The sequence below is a fragment of the Arthrobacter sp. FW306-07-I genome, from assembly GCF_021800405.1.
Classification (GTDB): Bacteria; Actinomycetota; Actinomycetes; order Actinomycetales; family Micrococcaceae; genus Arthrobacter.
Genome location: NZ_CP084550.1, coordinates 322,403 through 341,815, shown reverse-complemented (window position 1 = coordinate 341,815; position 19,413 = coordinate 322,403). Strand labels below are relative to the sequence as shown.

The window sequence follows — 19,413 nt, the reverse complement described above, 5'->3', positions numbered from 1 at the left end:
GAAGAAGCAGGCCATGACAAACACCAACTCCGCTGACGGCTTCGCCACCATTTCGGTGGCAGCCGTGCTGGCTGAATCAGCCAAAAGGACTCCCGACAGCATCGCCCTGGTGGTGGGTGAGGAGCAGGTCAGCTACGGCGACCTGTGGCGCCAGACCCGCGCCTATGCCGGCGCACTGAGGGCGCGCGGCATCGGCCCTGGAGACGCCGTTGCCGTCCTGATCCCGAACGTTCCGGACTTCGCCCGGGTGTACTACGCCATCCTGTCGCTCGGTGCCATCGTTGTGCCCGTGCATGCCTTGCTCAAGGCGCGCGAAATCGAGTACGTCCTGCAGGACAGCGGCGCCAAGCTGCTGATCTGCGCCGCTCCGCTGCTCGGGGAGGGGGCAGCGGGTGCCACGGCCAGCGGAATCGACGTGCTGACGGTGATGGCTCCCGACGACGGCGGGTTCCCCCGGCTGGAAGCGGAAGCTGCGGACGCGGAGCCCATCCGGACGTACGAACCGTGCCGCCCCTCGGACACGGCCACCATCCTTTACACCTCGGGCACCACCGGGAAACCGAAGGGCGCGCTGGGCACCCACTTCGCCCTGGTGGAACAGACCAGCACCCTGCTGACCAGCGTGATGGACTTCCAGCCCGGCGATGTCCTGTTCGGCGGCCTGCCGCTCTTCCACACCTTCGGCCAGACGGTGGTCCTCAACACCGGGCTGCGCGCCGGCGTCACCATCGTCCTGATGCCTCGGTTCACCGGCGAGGACGCCCTGAAACTGCTGGCCAAGCACAACGTCAACATCTTCATCGGGGTGCCCACCATGTACGTGGCGCTCCTGGAAGCCGCCAAAACCGTACCGGACCGGCCGGCCGCCCTGCGGTACGGCATCTCCGGCGGTGCATCCCTTCCGCTGGCCGTCATGGACAGGTTCCGCGACGTCTATGGCGTGGAGATCCACGAAGGCTACGGCCTGACTGAGACGTCGCCGGTGGCCGCCTTCAACCACGTTGGCACCGCACCCCGGCCGGGCACCATTGGGATCCCGATCTGGGGTGTTGACATCGAAATTGCCAGGCCCGAGGTGGTGGACAGCATTGAGCTGCTTCCCAACGGCGAATTGGGTGAGCTGGTCATCCGTGGCCACCTGCTGATGAAGGGCTACCTGAACCGGCCCGAGGCAACGGCGGAGGCCGTGGTGGACGGCTGGTTCCGCAGCGGGGACCTTGGAACAAAGGACGACGACGGTTACCTCACCATCGTGGACCGCAAGAAGGACATGATCATCCGGAACGGTTACAACGTCTACCCGCGGGAAGTGGAGGAGATCCTCCTGACGCATCCCGCTGTGGTCAGTGCCGCCGTGTACGGGATCCCGGACGAGGTGCACGGCCAGGAGATCGCGGCAGCCATCGTGCTGGACGCCGGAGCAAGTGTCACCGAGGCGGAGTTGATCGACTTCGCCAGCGCACAGCTGGCCGCCTACAAGTACCCCCGGGTGGTCCGCATACTCTCCGAACTCCCCCTGGGGCCAAGCGGAAAGATCCTCAAGCGCAAGCTTGCCGAGGACCCGGCCTAGTAGGTACAGCTGCCGTACCGGGCCCGACAAGTCCAGGCATTGCCCGCCAGGCGCGGGACACCTGGCTCGCACGAGCGGCACCGCGCGGCGTGGAGGTGGGGCGCTTGATCCGGAGGGCCGGCTGCAAAAGCAGCAGGCCCTCCGGACTTCTACAACGTTCTAAATACCCTCTCCGCGCCAGGAAAACAAGGGTTCCCCTACCCCCTCCCCACCGCTAGATTGCTGGGGAAGCGTTTTCCGGTATCAAAATTGAAAGGATTCATTGATGAATCCACGCCTTACCCCCGTTCGCCTGCTCTCCGTGGGCGCCGCCGGCCTGGCACTTACGGTCGGTTGCCTCGCAGCCCCGGCCTCCGCCGTCGGCCCCTCCCCCAAGCCGGCTAGTCCCGGCATCCAACTGGACCATCTTGACCGTGGCCTGGTCGCCGCCGGCACCTCCGAGGGCGTGTTCCTCAGCTGGCGGCTGCTGGGCACCGAGGCAACCGGCTCCTCCGCAACCGGCCTTACCGGCACCGACTTCAACGTCTACCGGGACGGCCAAAAACTGGCCACCGTCACGGACAGCACCAACTTCCTGGACCGGGCTGGAACGGCGGGGTCGGCCTACCAGGTGCGGGCCGTCGTCGGAGGCGTCGAGGTGGACCGAAGCGCCACCGCCACGCCGTGGGGCAGCAACTTCAAGGACGTTCCGCTCAAGAAGCCTGCCGACGGCGTCACCCCGGCCGGCCAGGCCTACGCCTACTCCGCCAATGACACCTCCGTGGGGGACGTGGACGGCGACGGGCAGTATGAGTTCATCGTCAAATGGGACCCGAACAACTCCAAGGACGTCTCGCAGGTGGGCTACACGGGCAACACCTACGTCGACACCTACAAGGCAGACGGGACGCTCCTCAGCCGCATCGACCTGGGCGTCAACATCCGCTCGGGCGCGCATTACACCCAGCTGCTGGTGAACGACTTCGACGGCGACGGCCGGGCGGAGATGATGATGAAGACGGCCCCGGGGACCAAGAGCACCAGCTTCAACACTGACGGCAGCGTGGCGGCCAGCTCGTTCATCTCCCTGCTTCAATCCGATATCGAAGCCGGCTACTCCAACACCGACGACTACCGCATGAGCGCAGCGGATTACTACCAGCACATGGTGAAAACCTTCCAGGGCTGGACCGGGCACCCGGAGGTCAAGGCAGGCCGCTGGCCGGCCACCCTTGAGGAAGCCTTCGGCATCGCCCCGCAGTACAAGTACCCCCTCTCCCAGGCTGACGCGGAAAAGCTCACCGACTACTTCATGGACGTCTACGCCCCGTCCCGCAGTGCACGCAACAACCTGCGCGCATTTGAGGGCTTCATCGTGTCGGGACCGGAATACCTGACCGTGTTCGAAGGCGCCACGGGCAAGGAACTTAAGACGGTGGCCTACACCCCGGGGCGCACGGACGACGGCCTGATGTGGGGCGACTATGCAATGGCGCGGATTGAGCCGGGGAACCGCGTGGACCGGTTCCTGGCCGGCGTCGCCTACCTGGACGGCAAGAAACCGGCGGCGGTCTTCGCCCGCGGCTACTACACCCGCACCACTCTCGCCACCTACACCTGGGACGGAACAAACCTTTCGCCCGTTTGGCACGTGGACTCGGACTGGACGCCCATGACCAACCCGTTCAACGACTCCCCGCACGGCCGTGATGGAACGGACCCCACCTACGGGAAGCTCACCACGCAGGGCTTCCACTCCCTGAGTGCCTCGGACGTGGACGGCGACGGCAAGCAGGAGATTGTGTACGGGTCTGCAACGCTCGACGACGACGGCTCGATTTTGTACACGTCCTTCGACACCCTGCCGGCAGGCAGTGCGTCACCCGGCCAAGAGGCCCGGCTGGGCCACGGCGACGCCATGCATGTGACCGACATCGACCCCAACCGGCCCGGCAAGGAAATCTTCACCGTCCACGAGGGAGCGGCGTACGCCCCCTACGGCTACGCCATGCGGGACGCGGCCACCGGGGAGGTCCTGTTCGGAGCCTACTCCGGCAAGGACACGGGCCGCGGCATGATCGGCGACGTGGACCCGTCCGTCCCCGGCATTGAAAACTGGGCCATCGGCATGCAGTCCGCCGACGGCCGGAAGCTGTCCAGCAGCGCACCGGGCACCAACATGAGCATCAAATGGGCCGCGGACATGACCACCCAAATCATCAACGGCTCCGGGGACCAGACCCCCACCATCGATGACTGGAAGCGCGGCCGGCTGCTCACGGCGGACGGTACCCGCACCAACAACAGCACCAAGGGAACTCCCAGCCTGGTGGCGGACATCATGGGCGACTGGCGCGAGGAAATGGTGGTCCGGACGGCGGACAGCTCGGCCCTGCGGATCTACCTGAGCACGGAAGTGACCAACCACAAGCTCTACACCCTGATGCATGATCCGCAGTACCGCGCCGAGGTAGCGCGCCAGAACACGGCCTACAACCAGCCGGCTTACACCGACTTCTACTTCGCGTCCGACATGAAGTTCGGCAACGTCCCGCTGCGCAGCGCGTGGCTTCCGGGCAGCATTAAGGCCCTGCAGGACATTCTGGCGGACCTGGTGGAGTCAGGGGACGTTTCCGGTCCGGTGGCGAGCCAGCTTGGCACCAGCGTGCAGCAGGCGGCAAAGGCGGTCCAGGACCGTAACCCGGCCAAGGCGGGCCAGGCCGTGCAGCGGTTCGTGGACTTCCTTGCGCAGCAGAAGAACCCGGATACGGTATCAAATACGGCCCGGGTGTCGCTGGAGTACAACGCCGGCAATATCCTGAGGGCATTCTCGAATGCCGGGCAGTGAGAGCCGGGACCGCCGATACAGGGGAGACTGATGGCATGACACTTGCACCGCTCATAGAACTCAATGACGGCAACAGGATTCCACAGCTGGGGCTTGGCACCTGGCCACTGGACGACGAACAGGTGGCAGCCGCCGTCGTACAAGCCGTGGAAGCCGGGTACCGGCACATCGATACCGCCGTGAAGTACGGCAACGAACGGGGTGTTGGCAACGGCATCCGCGCCAGCGGCGTGGACCGCAGCGAGCTGTTCATCACCACCAAGCTGGACGGCGAATACCAGGGCCACGACCGTGCTGTTACCGGCCTGGAGGGATCGCTGAAGCGTCTGGGGCTTGACTATGTGGATCTGCTGCTGATCCACTGGCCACTCCCCGGCCGGGACCAGTACGTTTCCACCTGGCAGACGTTTGAACGGCTGCAGGCAGAGGGGAAGGTCCGGTCCATCGGGGTGTCCAACTTCAAGCCCGCCCACCTTGAGCGGCTGATGGCGGAGACCGATGCGGTGCCGGCGGTGAACCAGATCCAGCTCAGCCCCGCAATCACCCGGACTGCTGAGCGGGAATTCCATGCCCGGCATGGGATAGTTACTGAGTCCTACAGTCCGCTGGGCGGTTCGGGAGCAGGTTTGCTGAGTGCTCCCGTCCTTTCCCAACTGGCTGAAAAGCATGGAAAAACACCTGGCCAACTGGTCCTCCGGTGGCACATACAAAACGGATTGGTAACGATTCCCAAGTCGGCTTCCCCGGAGCGTATGGCCGAGAACCTGGACGTGTTCGATTTCGCCCTGGATCCGCAGGATCTAGCGGAACTTTCGGTCCTGGACGAGGGCCCCGGAGCGGGCAACGACTCGGACAAAACGGGGCATTAAACTCGGCCTGAACAGCACTTTTTTCCTAAAACGGGGTTGGCAAATAGATAGTAAGCATGATTACTATTGAGCCAGAAGGACGAAGTGCCTCCCGAACATGGGGGCCTCCTTTACTTTGGAAGAGAGCGACAAATGGGATTTATTGCATTTCTGATTCTCGGACTTATCGCCGGCGCGATTGCTAAGGCAATCCTTCCGGGACGTCAGGGTGGCGGCTGGATCATCACCATGGTGCTGGGCGTCGTAGGCGCACTGCTCGGTGGTTGGATCGGTGGCGCCCTGTTCGGCGGCGGACTGCAGGAGTTCTTCTCGCTGCAGACCTGGCTGCTGGCCATTGTTGGCTCGCTGATCGTTCTTGCGATCTACGGCATGGTCACCAAGCGCGGCGCACGCGGCTAATAACTGCAAACGCCAGGAAGCCGGCCTGGGGACACCATCCCCGGGCCGGCTTTCACTTTCTCCGGCAGGGGCCATCATGGCTCCTCCGCCGGGACTGACAACCTTCTCGCAGAGCAGGAGTTCATCGTGAAAAACAAGCTTCTTTTGGGTGTAGGCGTTGCCGTCGGCTATGTCCTCGGCTCGCGGTCAGGCCGTGCTGCTTACGACAAGCTGAAGGCCCGTGCGGCCGGCGTCTGGGACAGCAAGCCGGTCCAGGACAAAGTTTCCGTAGCTACGGAGGCCATCAAGGAAAAAGCACCTGAAGTGGCGGGCCAGCTAGGCGAAGCCGCACGCAGGGCAGGGACAGTGCTTGGTTCTGCCGTGAACCGGGATGGCTCGTCCAGCGGCGACTCTTCCGCTGCGGCCAGTACTTCTGCCGGTACCTCCACTGGTACCTCTACAACAGCCGCGGGCGGCCTTGGCGAAGACCACATCCCCGCGCACAGCACCCACCCGGAAACCACCAATCTTGGTACCTCCGATGGGACCGGCGCAAAGGCCTGATTCCCGTTTCATTACTCGGTCACCGCCGCTTGACATGGGACTGAGCAGGCTTTGTGCTACAACTGAATCGCCTTGCCGGCCGTCGCGATCCTTGGGGGACGCGGCGGCCGGCAGTGTTTAATCCAGCACCTTCCGGAAAAGATTCCCGGACGCTGCCGTAACTCCATGTTTTCCACATAGGGGTTTTGGGGTCTCTTGATTGTCGGTGGTGGCTGGCAGAGTGGGGTCATGGAGGCCATTGGGGAAGATCTTGGGAGGGCGTACGACGCCGGCTGTCGGCTGCCGCGCCCGGCCCACCTTCACCCGGTCCCCAGCGAGGAACCTGTGCAGCCATCAGCTTCGGGGCCCGGTGAGCAGGACGTGTTGGACGGGCTGGGCGCACAGCTGGCAGCCGCGGCCTTGGCCGCCGCCGGCCTGCTGGCAACCGCCAGCCATGCCGAAGCTGCAGATTTCGCCGCACGGGTCGAGGGCCTTGCCCGCTCCATCGAGTACCTCCAACTCCTCGCAGCCGGGGCTGTGGACCGGGCCCGAACCCAAGCCATCAACGACGCCGCAGCCGCCAAAACCCGGGCAGGCCGGTCCCGCGCAGCCCAGTCCCGCGCAGCCTCGTCCTCCGCAGGCCGGTCCACGGGCTGGATCACCGGGTCGGACGCCAACAGTGTTGGAACCGTGAACACCGACACCCCCAGCACCGGCGCCCTGGACCAGACCGTGGCGGCGTGCGTGACCGGGACACTCACCGGAACCGGTTCGGTGCGCGAAACCGACGCCAACTGGCCCGGCCCACCCTCCAGGCCCGGCCGCCCACTGGTGGTCTCCCCGGCCGATGATGGGTGCCGGAACACCGCAGAGTTCCTCCGCCTGCGCCTGCAGATCCCCATCCGCGAAGCCCGCCGCCGCCTCACCCTCGCCCACCACGTCCTGCCCGGCACCAGCCTCACCGGCGAACCACTCCCACCAACCCGGCCACACCTCGCCGCCGCCCTCACCCCCACCGGGAACAACACCGAAACCGCAACCACCGTCGAGGGGACCACCATCGAAACCGGGCCGGGCCCGGCGGTGTCCTCACACGCAGCGACCATCATCACCGCCACCCTGGACCGGCTCCACCACCACACCACCCCGGAAACCCTGGACCGGATCGAACACCACCTCACCACAGCCGCCACCACCACCGACCCCGACTTCCTCACCCGCCTGGCCCAACGCTGGACCGACACCATCGACGCCGACGGCACCGAACCCATCGAAGAAGCCCTCCGCCACACCCAAGGCGCCTTCATCCGCAAACCCCGCCACGGCCTGCACCACCTCGAAATCTTCGCCACCACCGACCAATACGAACACCTCCTCACCGTCATGAACACCGCCACCAACCCCCGCGCCACCACCGGCAACACCAGCCCAAGCACAGGGAATGACACAGCCGACACGGCGGGCACGGGAACTGAAGGCTGCACAGGCACCGGCACAGGCACCGGAGACAACACCGGCACAGGCACGGGCACAGGCACCGAGGGGAGCACAGCAGCGGGCAGCGCAACAGAGCCCACCAACCTGCCGGACCTGGACCGGCGCACCCGCGCCCAAAAACAACTCGACGGCCTCGTCACCGCCGCCAAAGCCGCCCTCACCACCAACACCCTGCCCACCACCGGCGGCAACCGACCCCAAATCATCGCCACCATCCACTACCAAGACCTCTTCCCAGCCAACGCCACCACCCCCGCCGGAAAAGCAGAACCAAAAACAGCAGAACCCGGAACGGACACAACCACCAGAACCGACACAACCACAGCAACAGCCGCTGACACCGGCCACCCCGAACCAACCGGGACCGGCACCTTCATGTTCACCGGGCCCGTCGCCGCCGCCACCCTGCGCAAAACCGCATGCGACGCCGACATCATCCCCGCCCTCCTGGGCACCAACAGCGAAATCCTCGACCTCGGCCGCAAAACCCGCCTCTTCACCCCCGCCCAACGCCTGGCCCTCACCGCCCGCGACCAAGGCTGTGCCTTCCCAAACTGCACCATCCCCGCCCCCTGGTGCGAAGCCCACCACATCACCTACTGGTCACACGAAGGACCCACCACCATCAACAACGGCGTCCTGCTCTGCAGCCACCACCACCACCTCATCCACAAAGAACAATGGACCATCACCACCGTCCACCACACACCCACTTTTATCCCCCCACCCCACCTCGACCCCCACCAAACACCCCAACAAAACCACTACTTCAAACCACCACCCCACCCACACAAATGAAACCTGCCCAAAGCAGTTCCCGCGCTACTTCGGTCGTCGGTTGGTTGGCCCCCACCTCGCGGCGGTGGCCAGGCCGTCATGGAAGATCCATTCTGATGGGCGCGTACGAACAGTTGGGCCTCCTTCCGCCTTTGATTGGGTGGTTCTCTGTGTGAGGCTAAGCTGCAAAGGGAGAAGCTAATGCCGTCCAGGATTTGAACGGCTCCTTGGTCTGGCACTGAGCTTAAAGGCGGGAAGCTAACGCCGCCTCGTATTGACGGGTCTCGGTCTGGACTGTGCTGGAACGGTGAGACCTAACGCCGCATACGCGCCGGAATCGGGCGTCCGATAACCACGGTCCCATCCAGTTCCTCCGCACGAGCCGTCCGTATGGCGAACCCGGCTGCGGCCAGGATTTCGGAGGTGCCGGCTGCCTGCCGCCTACTGGTTTCGATGAGGACATGACCGCCTGCAGCCAGCCATCGGATGCTTTCAGCAGCAATCCGTCGGTGGAAGTCCAGGCCATCAGGACCGCCGTCGAGTGAAACCGCAGGTTCATAAAGGCGCGCTTCCGGCGGCATGGTGCGGATGGCTACCGTGGGCACATATGGAGCATTAACAGTCAGGATCCGGATCCGGCCACGCAGTCCAAGTGGAAGAGCCTCGAACAAATCCCCGGCATGCACCCGGCCACCGCGGGGTTCCAAGTTACGCCGGGCACACCGCACCGCTGCCGGCTCGATATCCGCCGCATGCAACTCCGCCTGCGGGGCTTGACGGAGAATGGCAGCTCCCACCGCACCGGAACCGCAACAGAGGTCGACCACAACCGGGGATGCCGGCAGCGAATCGTCCCGCAGCACGCTCAAGGTTTCGCGCACCAGCAACTCCGTGCGGCGCCGTGGCACGAAAACGCCGGGCTCAACCGAAACCCGGGCACCTGCAAAATCCACCCAGCCCAAGATGTGCTCCAAGGGAACCCCCTCCATCCGGCGCTGGATATTCCGGGAAAGTTCCGTGGTGGTGGTCGCCTCGGCAAACAGGAGCGCGGCTTCCTCTTCAGCAAACACACAACCCACCGACCGCAGCAGGGAGACGACCTGGTCGAAGCCAGGTGATGTGGACAAGGTGTGAACAGCCCGCGATTTGGGAGGAAGCAGAGCGGCGCTCTCCGGTGAGGCTGCGGGCAACTCCACGCCGGCTAGGCCCAGTTCTCCGAACGGCGCAGGGATGGCACGATCGAGATGAATGCAGTCGTCATGTCACCCACCTCCTTTGCCGCTGTCGGAAATCCCATGCTAATCGGCGGCCTGGTATCAGGAAATAGTGGCCAACTGTTGGCAGGATGGAACCATGACCAACGGGGCAGCCAGCAACATCATTTGGATCGGCACCTATACTCCCGACGGCGGCGGCCGCGCGGACGGCATCGGTGCCGCCCGCGCGCACCAGGACGGAAGCCTCGAATGGTTAGGGACGGCAGTGGAGGCCCAGTCGCCATCGTTTGTGGCGGTGCACCCCACACTGCCAGTGGTGTACGCGGCGGCCGAGCAGCGCAGGAAGGTGCAAGCGTACCGGCGACTGGGGGACTTCGGCCTGGAACCGTCCGGGGAACCACAGGCTGCCGGCGAAGCCACCTGTCACGTTGCCGTCGACCCCGGCGGCCGCTTTGTCACCGCCGCGTGTTGGGGCGACGGTCAGGTCCTCCTCTACGAGTTGGATGCCGACGGCGGCATGACCGGTCGGTTCCCCGCTGCAGCGTCGGTTGACCCCCACAGCGCCCTTTCTCCTGGAAACCCGAGGCAAAGCCGGGCCCACGCAAGCCTTATGTTGCGTGACGGCCGCGTCATGACCACGGACCTGGGCCACGACACCCTCCGCATCTGGAACTACGAGCCGGGAACCGGACTGGTGGCCGACCATGAGGTGGTCCTCCCCTATGGCAGCGGCCCGCGCCACATGGTGGAGCACCCCTCCGGCAGCGTCTTCATCGTGTCTGAATACTCTGCGGAAGTCTTCGTGGTCCGCCCCGAAGCGGGCACCTATGAGCTGGTATTCCGTGGACCGGCAACGGCGGGCGGCAGCCAGGAAGGCGACTCCGCCGCCGAAATCTGCCTTGACCCGCAGGGAAACTTTGCCTACGCCGGCGTCAGGGGCTCAAACGTCATCAGCGTCCTGCAAGTTGCAGCTGACGGCACCGAACTGATCCCCGTCAAGGACATCGACAGCGGCGGGAACTGGCCGCGGCACCACCTGGTCCGGGGAAGCTGGCTGCACGTGGCTCACGAACGGTCGGACAACATCGCCACCTTCGAGTTGGATCCTGCCACCGGCCTCCCAGGCCCGATGCTGCATAACCTGCCCACCCCATCGCCCACGGCCCTGGTGCCTGCAACCGGGCCTGCAACCACTCCTGCGACTGCTAGCTAGAGCGCCGGGCAGCCCCAACCTAACTGACCTTCCCTAAACACTGGAGTAATTCAGTGCAAGCGCTTACAGTTGTGACTCGGTTCACACGACAGTGTGCTGTCGTGTGAACCCTCCTGCCGCATCCCCATGTCAACGGCAAGCCTGTACAGCAGCGCTGCTTCCCAGGAAGGTCTCACCCTTGTTATTCCGCATCCCTCCCGGCGCGCCCCCACGCGCCCAACTGCTGGCAATGCCGGCAGGAACACAATCCGCCCCCGGCCGGCGAACCTGCGCACGTGCCGCCGCCGCCCGATCGGCAGCCGGCCTCCTGGCAGCCGGCCTCGCCCTCTCCGTTGCAATCCTCCCGGCCCATGCCGTGCCGAGTCCGGATGGCCCCGGCACCAACAGCGCTGGTTCCAACGGCACCGGCATAAAAGGCAACGGGTCCGTGTCCGCCCTCCATTCGCTCCGCGGTCCGGTGACCGACGAGAACTTCTACTTCGTCATGGCGGACAGGTTCAGCAACGGCAGCACCGCCAACGACCAGGGCGGGCTGGGCCCGGACCCCATGGTTTCCGGTTTCGACCCGACGAAGAAGGGCTTCTACAACGGCGGGGACTTGGCCGGCCTGCGCAGCAAGATCGACTACATCCAGGGACTCGGTACCAGCTCCATCTGGCTGACCCCCAGCTTCAAGAACAAAGCCGTCCAGCCTGAGGACAAGTCGGCCGGCTACCACGGCTACTGGATCACCGACTTCACCCAGATCGATCCGCACCTTGGCAGCAATGACGAACTCAAAAGCCTCATCGACGAAGCCCACGCCCGCGGCATGAAGGTGTACTTCGACATCATCACCAACCACACAGCGGACGTCATCGGCTACCAGGAGGGCGACCGCAAGGGCTACGTGTCCAAGGACGCCGTCCCCTACAAGACGGCCTCCGGCGAAGCATTCGATGACCGCGACTACGCAGGCACCGGAACCTTCCCCAAGCTCGACGCGAACACCTCGTTCCCCTACAAGCCCGTCCTGGCCCCCGGGGAGGAGAACCTCAAGGTTCCGGCCTGGCTAAACGACCCCACGCTTTACCACAACCGCGGCGATACCACCTTCACCGGGGAGGACTCCATGTACGGGGACTTCTTCGGCCTCGATGACCTCTTCACCGAAAACCCCACCGTTGTGCATGGGATGGAGGACATCTACAAGTCCTGGATCGGTGACTTCAGCGTGGACGGTTTCCGCATCGACACCATGAAGCACGTCAACAATGAGTTCTGGCAGGAATTCGGCCCCAACATCCTCAGCTACGCCAAGGAACACGGCAAAGACGAGTTCTTCATGTTCGGCGAGGTCTTCGACACCAGCAAGAGCTTCACCTCGCAGTTCACCACCCGCAACAAGATGCAGGCGGTCCTGGACTTCCCCTTCCAGGACGCGGCCCGCAACTTCGCCTCCAAGAGCCAGGACGCCAAGGCGCTGCAGGCCTTCTTCGCCGGAGACGACTGGTACACCGACGCCGACTCCAACGTCTACGAACTGCCCACCTTCCTGGGCAACCATGACATGGGCCGCATCGGCAGCTTCATCGCGCAGGACAATCCCGCCGCCACCGATGCCGAGAAGGTGGCCCGGGACGAACTGGCCCATGAGCTGATGTACTTCTCCCGCGGCAACCCGGTGGTCTACTATGGCGACGAACAGGGCTTCACCGGCCCCGGCGGTGACCAGGATGCGCGCCAGACGCTCTTCGCCAGCAAGGTGCCGGACTACCTTGACGACGACCTGCTGGGCACGGACGCCACCCACGCCACCGACAACTTCAACCCGGACCACCCGCTCTACGCCAAGATCAAGGAACTGGCGGCCCTCACCAAGGAACACCCGGCCCTGCGCAACGGCGCCCACCAGCACCGCTACGCCTCCGACGGGCCCGGCATCTACGCCTTCTCCCGCACTGACGCGCAGGACCAGCGCGAATACGTGGTGGCCCTGAACAACAGCGCACAGCCGCAGACGGCGCAGGTCCCCACCTACATCGCGAAGCGCAGCTACACGCGCATCTACGGCCAGGGCGCAGACGAGGTGAAGACCTCGGACGACGCGAAACTGACCGTGACCGTGCCGCCGCTCTCCGCCGTCGTCTACGAATCCTCCGGACGGATCCCGCACTCCAAGGCAGCCCCCGCCGTCGCCCTCCAGCAGCCCGCCGCCGCCCAAGGTGACAACGGGCGCATCAACGTAACGGCCGACGTCGACGGTGCTTCGTTCTACGAGGTCACCTTTGAAGCAAGGACGGCAGGCGGAGATTGGCAGCCGATCGGCACCGACGACACCGCACCGTACCAGGTGTTCCACGACGTGGCGGCCCTGGACGCCGGCACCCCGCTGGAGTACCGCGCCACGGTGCTGGACAACGGCGGCCACACCGCCACCAGCCAGAGCCGCTCAGCAAGCGTCCCCGCCCCCGTCCTGACCCTGCAGAAGCCCGCCGAGGGCAGCAGCGTGGAAGGCAAAGTCGAACTGAGCGCCACCGCTGATCCGGAGAAGGCCAGCCATGTGGTGTCGTTCGAGCGCAGCGTCAACGGCGGGGAATGGACCGCAGTGGGCACTGACTCGTCGTCGCCCGTCTACTCGGCGACCGATGACGTGTCCGCGCTGGCGGATGGCACGAAAGTCCAGTACCGGGCCGCCATGACCGGCACGGGCTTCAGCGTGACCAGCGGGACGAGGACGGTCACTGTAGGCCAGGCCCCTCAGCCCGACTCGGTCACGGTTGCCGGATCGCTCAACCAGGCAATGGGCTGCAGCGCCCAATGGGATCCGGCCTGCCCGCAGGCAAAGATGGTCCTTGACCCGGCAGACCGCATCTGGCGCCTGACCGTAGACCTCCCGAGCGGGAAGTACGAATACAAGGCCGCGCTTAACGGCAGCTGGGACGAAAACTACGGCGCGGATAGCCAGCTCAACGGGCAGAACATCGTGCTGGACCACCCCGGCGGGCGCGTCACCTTCCGTTACGACAACAGCACCCACCTGCTCAGCGCCGTATACGCCTCGCAGCAACCGGGCGCCGTCGCGGTAGCCGGAAGCATGGACAGCGAACTGGGCTGCGCCTCGGACTGGGAGCCGTCCTGCACCCAGGCACAGCTGGTGCTCGACCCGGCGGACCTCGTCTGGAAACTAACCGTGCCGGATCTCCCGGCAGGAAGCTACGAGTTCAAGGCGGCGCTCAACAAATCGTGGGACGTGAGCTATGGGGCGGGAGGCGCAACGCCTGGGGCCAACATCGTCTTTAAGCACGATGGCGGTCCGGCCACCTTCCGGTACGACCACTTCACGCACGTGATCACCGCAGGCTAGTTCCAGCCCCGAAACAAACACCGTGGCCCCGCCGCTTCCAGGAGCGGCGGGGCCACGGTGTTTTCACGTCCGCTTAGGGCCCGGACAGGTCATTGGCGGTGCATTGCTCCCTCGACCGCCGCGAGCAGTGCATTGAACCGCTTGTTGCCGGGAAGGTCGTCAAGGTAGACCGGTTTGCCGTCCGGGCCGCCCAGCGGAACCTGCCAGTTGGGATACAGCTCCTCCGTGGTGCCGGGCTGGTTCTGGACCCGCCGCTCCCCCACCGCATCCACCAAGGCCACCCCGAGCAGTACCGACGGCGCCTGGGCAAGCAGGAGGTGCAGTGCCTCGATGGTGTGTTCCTCCGTTGCCTGCCCGGTCGCGCTTCCGGGAGCGCCCTCGGAAAGGTAACCGCGCTCGCGCAGCAGGGCGAACATCTTCTCCAACGAGGCGTTATGTTCTGCGCGTTCTTCCTCCTCGGACCGTTCCAGCAGCCCCAGCCTGCTCCGCAGCCCCACGTGGTCCCCGGCGAGGTAGCCGGCGGTGGGCGGAAGGTCGTGGGTGTTCACGCTGGCCAGCGCCTGCGTCCGGTACTTTTCGGGCGCAAGGGGTGAATCGCCGTCGTACTCAAACCAAAGGATGGACGTGCCCAGGATGCCGCGGGCCGCGAGGTAATCACGCACCCACGGCTCGAAGGTGCCCAGGTCCTCGCCAATCACCACGGCCCCGGCCCTGTGCGCCTCGAGGGCGAGGATGCCGATCAGGGCCTCGTGGTCGTAGCGGACGTAGGCGCCGTCCCCTGGAGCGTTCCCCATGGGAATCCACCAGAGCCGGAACAGGCCAAGGATGTGGTCCACGCGGATGCCCCCGGCGTGCCGGAGCACGTTGGCCAGCATGTTGCGGAACGGCTGGTAGCCGGCTTCCGCCAGCCGGGCGGGGTGCCACGGCGGCTGGCCCCAGTCCTGGCCCTGCTGGTTGTACATGTCCGGCGGGGCGCCCACGCTGGTGTTGGGGGCCAGCACGCCGCGCAGCGTCCAGGCGTCGGCGCTGCTGTGATCCACACCAACGGCGAGGTCGTGCACCACGCCGAGCCGCATCCCGGACCGCAGCGCGGTGCGCTGAGCGTTCTCCAACTGCTCGTCGCAAATCCACTGCAGCCAGCGGTGGAACCCGATCCGGTCCGCCAGCTTCTCCCGGAGCGCCTCCGCCTCGGGCGTCCCAATGGCGTACGCAGGGTCCTTCCAGAGCGGATCGCCGGGTGCGAGGTCCTCGCGGATGGCGGACCAGAGCGCAAAATCCTCCAGTCCGCTGCCGGAGAGGCGGCAGAATTCATCGAAGGCGGCCTGCCGGGCGGGTGATCGGCGCGTGTGGTACAGCATTTCCAGGGCCTGTAGCTTCGCTGCGTACACGGCGTCCCGGTCCAGCCGGGCACCTTCCTTGTTCAGCCCTGCCGCTTCCTCATGGAGCTTTTCCAGCGCCGCACGTTTCCGCGGACGCAGGTATGCCAGTTCGGGGATGGCCTCGATGCGGATGTACAGCGGGTTGAAAAACCGGCGGGTGGAGGGCGAGTAGGGCGAGGGCTGGACGGGCGGCACCGGCTCCGCCGCATGGAGCGGGTTGACCAGGACGTAGTCCGCGCCGCGGGCGCCGCTGATCGCGGCCAGGTCTGCGAGGTCGGAAAAGTCACCGATGCCCCACGACCGCTTTGAACGGACGGAATACAGCTGCGTGGCCAGGCCCCAGCCGCGGCGCTCCTCCAGCGGCTTCGCCGTGGCCAGCCGTGCCGGCGTCACCACCAGGGTTGCGGTGGCAGTGGCGCCTTCCGACTCCGCGTGCAGGGTATGCCAGCCCAAAGGCAGATCCTCGGGAAGGGAGAAGGTGGCACGTCCGGTGGAGACGCCGTCGACGTCACGGGGCTGTACCCAGACATCCTGCTGGACCGCCTCCCGCAGTCCGGCTCCCGCTTCGAGCGTGACGGTTAGGCGCGTGGGGGCGCCGTCCCGGACGTGGACCGGCACCTGCGCGGGTTCGCCCTGCTTGATGACGACGGCGGGCGGCAGCATCCGTCGCCACGGCGCCAGTTCCGCCTCGGCCAGCGCAGCCTCGATGTGCTGGTTGGTACGGGCGTCAACGCCCAGGGCGGCGAGCACCTTGACCAGAGTCGATTCCGCAACGGAGTGGGGAAGCCCGTCCCACCCCTGGAAGGACGTACCCACGCCGTGTGCGTCGGCCAGTTGCTGCAGCAGGTGCGGATCCACGCGTTCAGGGCCAGCGGCGGGAGGGTCAGCGGGCATGGCTGGCCGTGGTGCGTGCTGCTGGTCTGAAGCCGTCATGGGTGTCCGCCTCGTCTGTGATGGTCCCGGAACTTACAGTGCTGCTGTTGTTGTACCCGGGCGCTGACACCCCCATGCACAACCGTTGGTTCAGATTATTGCAGGGCGGCGCGGAGGCGAAACCCGGGCTGCACGCAGGCGGGTCGGGACGGGGTCACAGGCTTACGGATCGAAGTGCGTACTCACCGCACCGTCGCTCACGCGCCCAATGATCTCCCCCGCCAGGTCCCGCAGCTTCTGGTTCCGGTGGCTGGACGCCTTGGTAAGCAGGGCCATGGCTTCCTCCTGGGAACACCGGTTCTGCGCCATGATCACCCCGCAGGCCATGTCGATGGTGGTGCGGCTTTCCATCGCTGACTTCAGGTCATCCGCCAGGTTCTGGGCGTCCGCAATCCGGAGCGCCAGCCGCAACGCCCGTCCGGCCAGGTCCGCGAACCCTTCGGCACGGTGGACGACATCGGGGCCAAACACATCCGGCTCCGCTGCGAAGAAGTTCAGGGCGGCCGACTGATGCTCATCAAGGGCAAGCGGAACGCCAAGAGCGCTGCGGCAGCCGTTCTCGGCCAGGACTATCTGGTACGCGGGCCAACGGGTATCGGTTCGCACATCGGACAGGACCATCGGCTTCATGGCGTCCAGTGATGCGATGCACGGCCCGTCCCCCAGAACCTGTTCCAGCTTGTCCAGGACGACGGCCCGTTCACTGCTGCCGGCAATGGTGGCTGTGCGCTTGCGGCGCCGGAGCGTCACCCCGCACTCGATCAAGACACCAGCAGATTCACTGAGCGTTGAAGCGGCCACCGTGGAGAGCTCAGTCAGGAAGTCAGCCACGTTGCTGCTGCCAATGATGAGGTCGTGCAGTTGGACGAACTCATCGCCACTTGTAGGGGTGCTCATGCCTCAATATAGGCGCTCTTCCCCACCGCATGCGCGCCACAAAACGTCATTCCCGCTGCCCGCGTTACTCCGTGCGACGAAAAGCGAAGGACTAAGGCTGGATTCTGCGGCGGCCTGCCGAATCTGTGTAGCCTCGTGACGACCCCAAGGCATGGCAACCAGATGGAGGAGACCACGGATGAGCCTCAGCGAACTGCGGGTGTTCGGCAGGTCCGGAACCCCCATCAGTCCCCTCACCCTTGGCACCATGAACTTCGGCGAAGGGACCGGCCCCCAGGGCGCCCCCACAGGTGCGGATGAGAGCATCCGCATCATCCACGCCGCGCTGGACGCGGGCATCACGGCGATTGATACCGCGGATGTCTACTCCCAGGGCGAGTCCGAGCAAGTGGTGGGCCGGGCGCTCCGCGGCCGCCGGGACGACGTCTTCCTGGCCACCAAGTTCCACGGCCAGATGAGCTCCAATCCCGCGCACTCCGGGAACTCCCGGCGCTGGATCACGCAGGCCGTGGAGGGCAGCCTGCGCCGGCTCCAAACAGACCGGATCGACCTCTACCAGGCGCACCGGCCGGATTACAACACCGACGTCCTGGAAACCATCACCACCCTCAATGACCTGATCCGCCAGGGCAAGATCCTGTATTACGGCACCTCGGTGTTCACGCCCGCGCAGCTTGTCGAGGCGCAGTGGCTGGCCACCACCAACCACCTGATCCCGCCCCTGGGCAACCAGGTTCCGTACTCGATGCTGGTCCGTGGCAATGAGCGGGACGTCCTGCCCATCGCGCAGCAGTACGGGCTGGGGGTGCTTGCCTATGGCCCGCTGGCTGGCGGCTGGTTGTCCGGCAGCTTCGTCCTGGAGTCGGGCAAGCCGCCCACCCGGGTGCACACCTTGCCGGGCCGGTACGACATCTCCGGGCCCGCCAGTGAACGGAAACTGCTTGCCGCAGACTCGTTGGCCCGCTTGGCGGACAAGCTGGAGCTGTCCCTGGTGGACCTGGCCGTGGGCTTTGCCCTGACCCACCCCGCCATCAGCAGCGTGATCATCGGCCCGCGCAGCGAGGAACACCTCAACGCATATCTCCGCGCGGCGAAAGTCCGGCTGGGCGAGTCCGTCCTGGACGCCATCGACGACCTGGTGCCGCCGGGCACCAACTTCGTGGAGCGGGACGCGGGCGCCATTGTCCCCTCGATCGAGTTCGCGGAACTACGACGGCGGTAGCCGGGTTGGCGGGGACGGCACCCAAGGAGCGGCGAACCGCATAGCCGCCGGCCGCCGTCGTACCCTGCCTGCCACAGCCTGCCTGATCCCTCGCCATCCGCCTGCCTATGATGGCTGGGATGGAAACCCTGTTCACGGTAGGTCACGGCACCGCCTCCCAGGCGGACTTCACCGCGCTGCTGGGGAGCGCGGGGGTGACATCGCTGGTGGACGTGCGGATTGGGCCCGGCAGCCGCAAGCATCCGCACTTCGGCAAGGACATGATGGCGGAATGGCTGCCCGACGCGGGCATCGGCTACCGCTGGGAGAAACGGCTGGGCGGGTTCCGGAAGCTGCTCCCGGACTCACCCGATACTGCCCTCCGGAACGAATCGTTCCGCGCCTACGCCGGTTACATGCGCACAGGGGACTTCCTGGCCGCCGCTGCAGAACTCGTTGCCGGCTCGCAGGCGGCGCGGACCGCGATCATGTGCAGCGAAACAGTCTGGTGGCGCTGCCACCGCCGGCTCATTTCCGATCATTGCCTCCTGCTGGCCGGCCTGCCCGTCGAGCACCTGATGCCGCCGGGCAAGGCGGTTCCGCATGTACCCACCAAGGGCGTGCGGGTAATGGGGGATGAACTGCGCTACGACGTGGCCGGGTAACACCGGCGCGCGGGGGCCCGGCTCACTGCCTCTGGTGCTATTGACTAACCGGTAGAACACTCCTACGGTCAATATCGATACCGCCTCCCAGGGAAACAGGG

13 protein-coding genes are annotated in these 19,413 nt (G+C 65.6%); 10 read left to right on the top strand and 3 right to left on the bottom strand.

The genetic code is table 11. The features are described 5' to 3' along the window. Positions 1-13: 13 nt before the first annotated feature. From LFT46_RS01665 to LFT46_RS01640, 6 genes are all read left to right on the top strand, one after another. On the top strand, positions 14-1,570 hold the full coding sequence (locus LFT46_RS01665; protein WP_236821101.1) for a long-chain-fatty-acid--CoA ligase: 1,557 nt from the start codon (positions 14-16) through the stop codon (positions 1,568-1,570). Between the two features lie 265 nt (positions 1,571-1,835). Continuing rightward, a complete protein-coding gene (locus tag LFT46_RS01660; RefSeq protein ID WP_236821100.1) occupies positions 1,836-4,397 on the top strand; it encodes a rhamnogalacturonan lyase in 2,562 nt (853 codons plus the stop codon). Between the two features lie 35 nt (positions 4,398-4,432). Then, positions 4,433-5,266 (top strand): aldo/keto reductase, encoded by an 834-nt coding sequence (locus tag LFT46_RS01655; protein WP_236821099.1) that lies wholly within the window; start codon positions 4,433-4,435, stop codon positions 5,264-5,266. A gap of 132 nt (positions 5,267-5,398) precedes the next feature. Then, complete coding sequence (locus tag LFT46_RS01650) at positions 5,399-5,665, top strand: GlsB/YeaQ/YmgE family stress response membrane protein (RefSeq protein WP_142131436.1); 267 nt, start codon at positions 5,399-5,401, stop codon at positions 5,663-5,665. Positions 5,666-5,791: 126 nt separating this feature from the next. Continuing rightward, positions 5,792-6,208 (top strand): YtxH domain-containing protein, encoded by a 417-nt coding sequence (locus LFT46_RS01645; RefSeq protein WP_236800736.1) that lies wholly within the window; start codon positions 5,792-5,794, stop codon positions 6,206-6,208. A 228-nt stretch (positions 6,209-6,436) separates the two neighbouring features. Next, the gene (locus LFT46_RS01640) at positions 6,437-8,482 is read left to right on the top strand and encodes an HNH endonuclease signature motif containing protein (protein ID WP_236821098.1); all 2,046 of its coding nucleotides are present in this window, start codon (positions 6,437-6,439) and stop codon (positions 8,480-8,482) included. Positions 8,483-8,775: 293 nt separating this feature from the next. Here the strand turns inward: LFT46_RS01640 and LFT46_RS01635 are convergent, their stop codons facing one another. Further along, a complete protein-coding gene (locus LFT46_RS01635) occupies positions 8,776-9,588 on the bottom strand; it encodes a putative protein N(5)-glutamine methyltransferase (protein WP_236821097.1) in 813 nt (270 codons plus the stop codon). Between the two features lie 226 nt (positions 9,589-9,814). Here LFT46_RS01635 and LFT46_RS01630 point away from each other — a divergent pair, with 226 nt between their 5' ends. Together LFT46_RS01630 and LFT46_RS01625 are read left to right on the top strand one after the other, a co-directional pair. After that, positions 9,815-10,891 (top strand): lactonase family protein, encoded by a 1,077-nt coding sequence (locus LFT46_RS01630; protein WP_236821096.1) that lies wholly within the window; start codon positions 9,815-9,817, stop codon positions 10,889-10,891. Positions 10,892-11,120: 229 nt separating this feature from the next. Next, the gene (locus tag LFT46_RS01625) at positions 11,121-14,237 is read left to right on the top strand and encodes an alpha-amylase family glycosyl hydrolase (protein WP_236821095.1); all 3,117 of its coding nucleotides are present in this window, start codon (positions 11,121-11,123) and stop codon (positions 14,235-14,237) included. An 89-nt stretch (positions 14,238-14,326) separates the two neighbouring features. Here LFT46_RS01625 and malQ read toward each other — a convergent pair whose 3' ends face one another. Further along, on the bottom strand, positions 14,327-16,549 hold the full coding sequence (malQ, locus tag LFT46_RS01620; RefSeq protein WP_236821094.1) for a 4-alpha-glucanotransferase: 2,223 nt from the start codon (positions 16,547-16,549) through the stop codon (positions 14,327-14,329). A 162-nt stretch (positions 16,550-16,711) separates the two neighbouring features. Then, positions 16,712-17,446, bottom strand: a complete 735-nt coding sequence (locus LFT46_RS01615; RefSeq protein WP_236821093.1) for a GAF and ANTAR domain-containing protein — start codon at positions 17,444-17,446, stop codon at positions 16,712-16,714. Positions 17,447-17,624: 178 nt separating this feature from the next. Here LFT46_RS01615 and LFT46_RS01610 point away from each other — a divergent pair, with 178 nt between their 5' ends. Continuing rightward, positions 17,625-18,668: an aldo/keto reductase gene (locus LFT46_RS01610; RefSeq protein ID WP_236821092.1), complete on the top strand. Its 1,044-nt coding sequence runs from the start codon at positions 17,625-17,627 to the stop codon at positions 18,666-18,668. A 119-nt stretch (positions 18,669-18,787) separates the two neighbouring features. Continuing rightward, positions 18,788-19,312 carry a DUF488 domain-containing protein gene (locus LFT46_RS01605; RefSeq protein ID WP_236800721.1) on the top strand — a complete coding sequence of 175 codons (525 nt, stop codon included), beginning with the start codon at positions 18,788-18,790 and terminating at the stop codon, positions 19,310-19,312. Positions 19,313-19,413 lie beyond the last annotated feature (101 nt).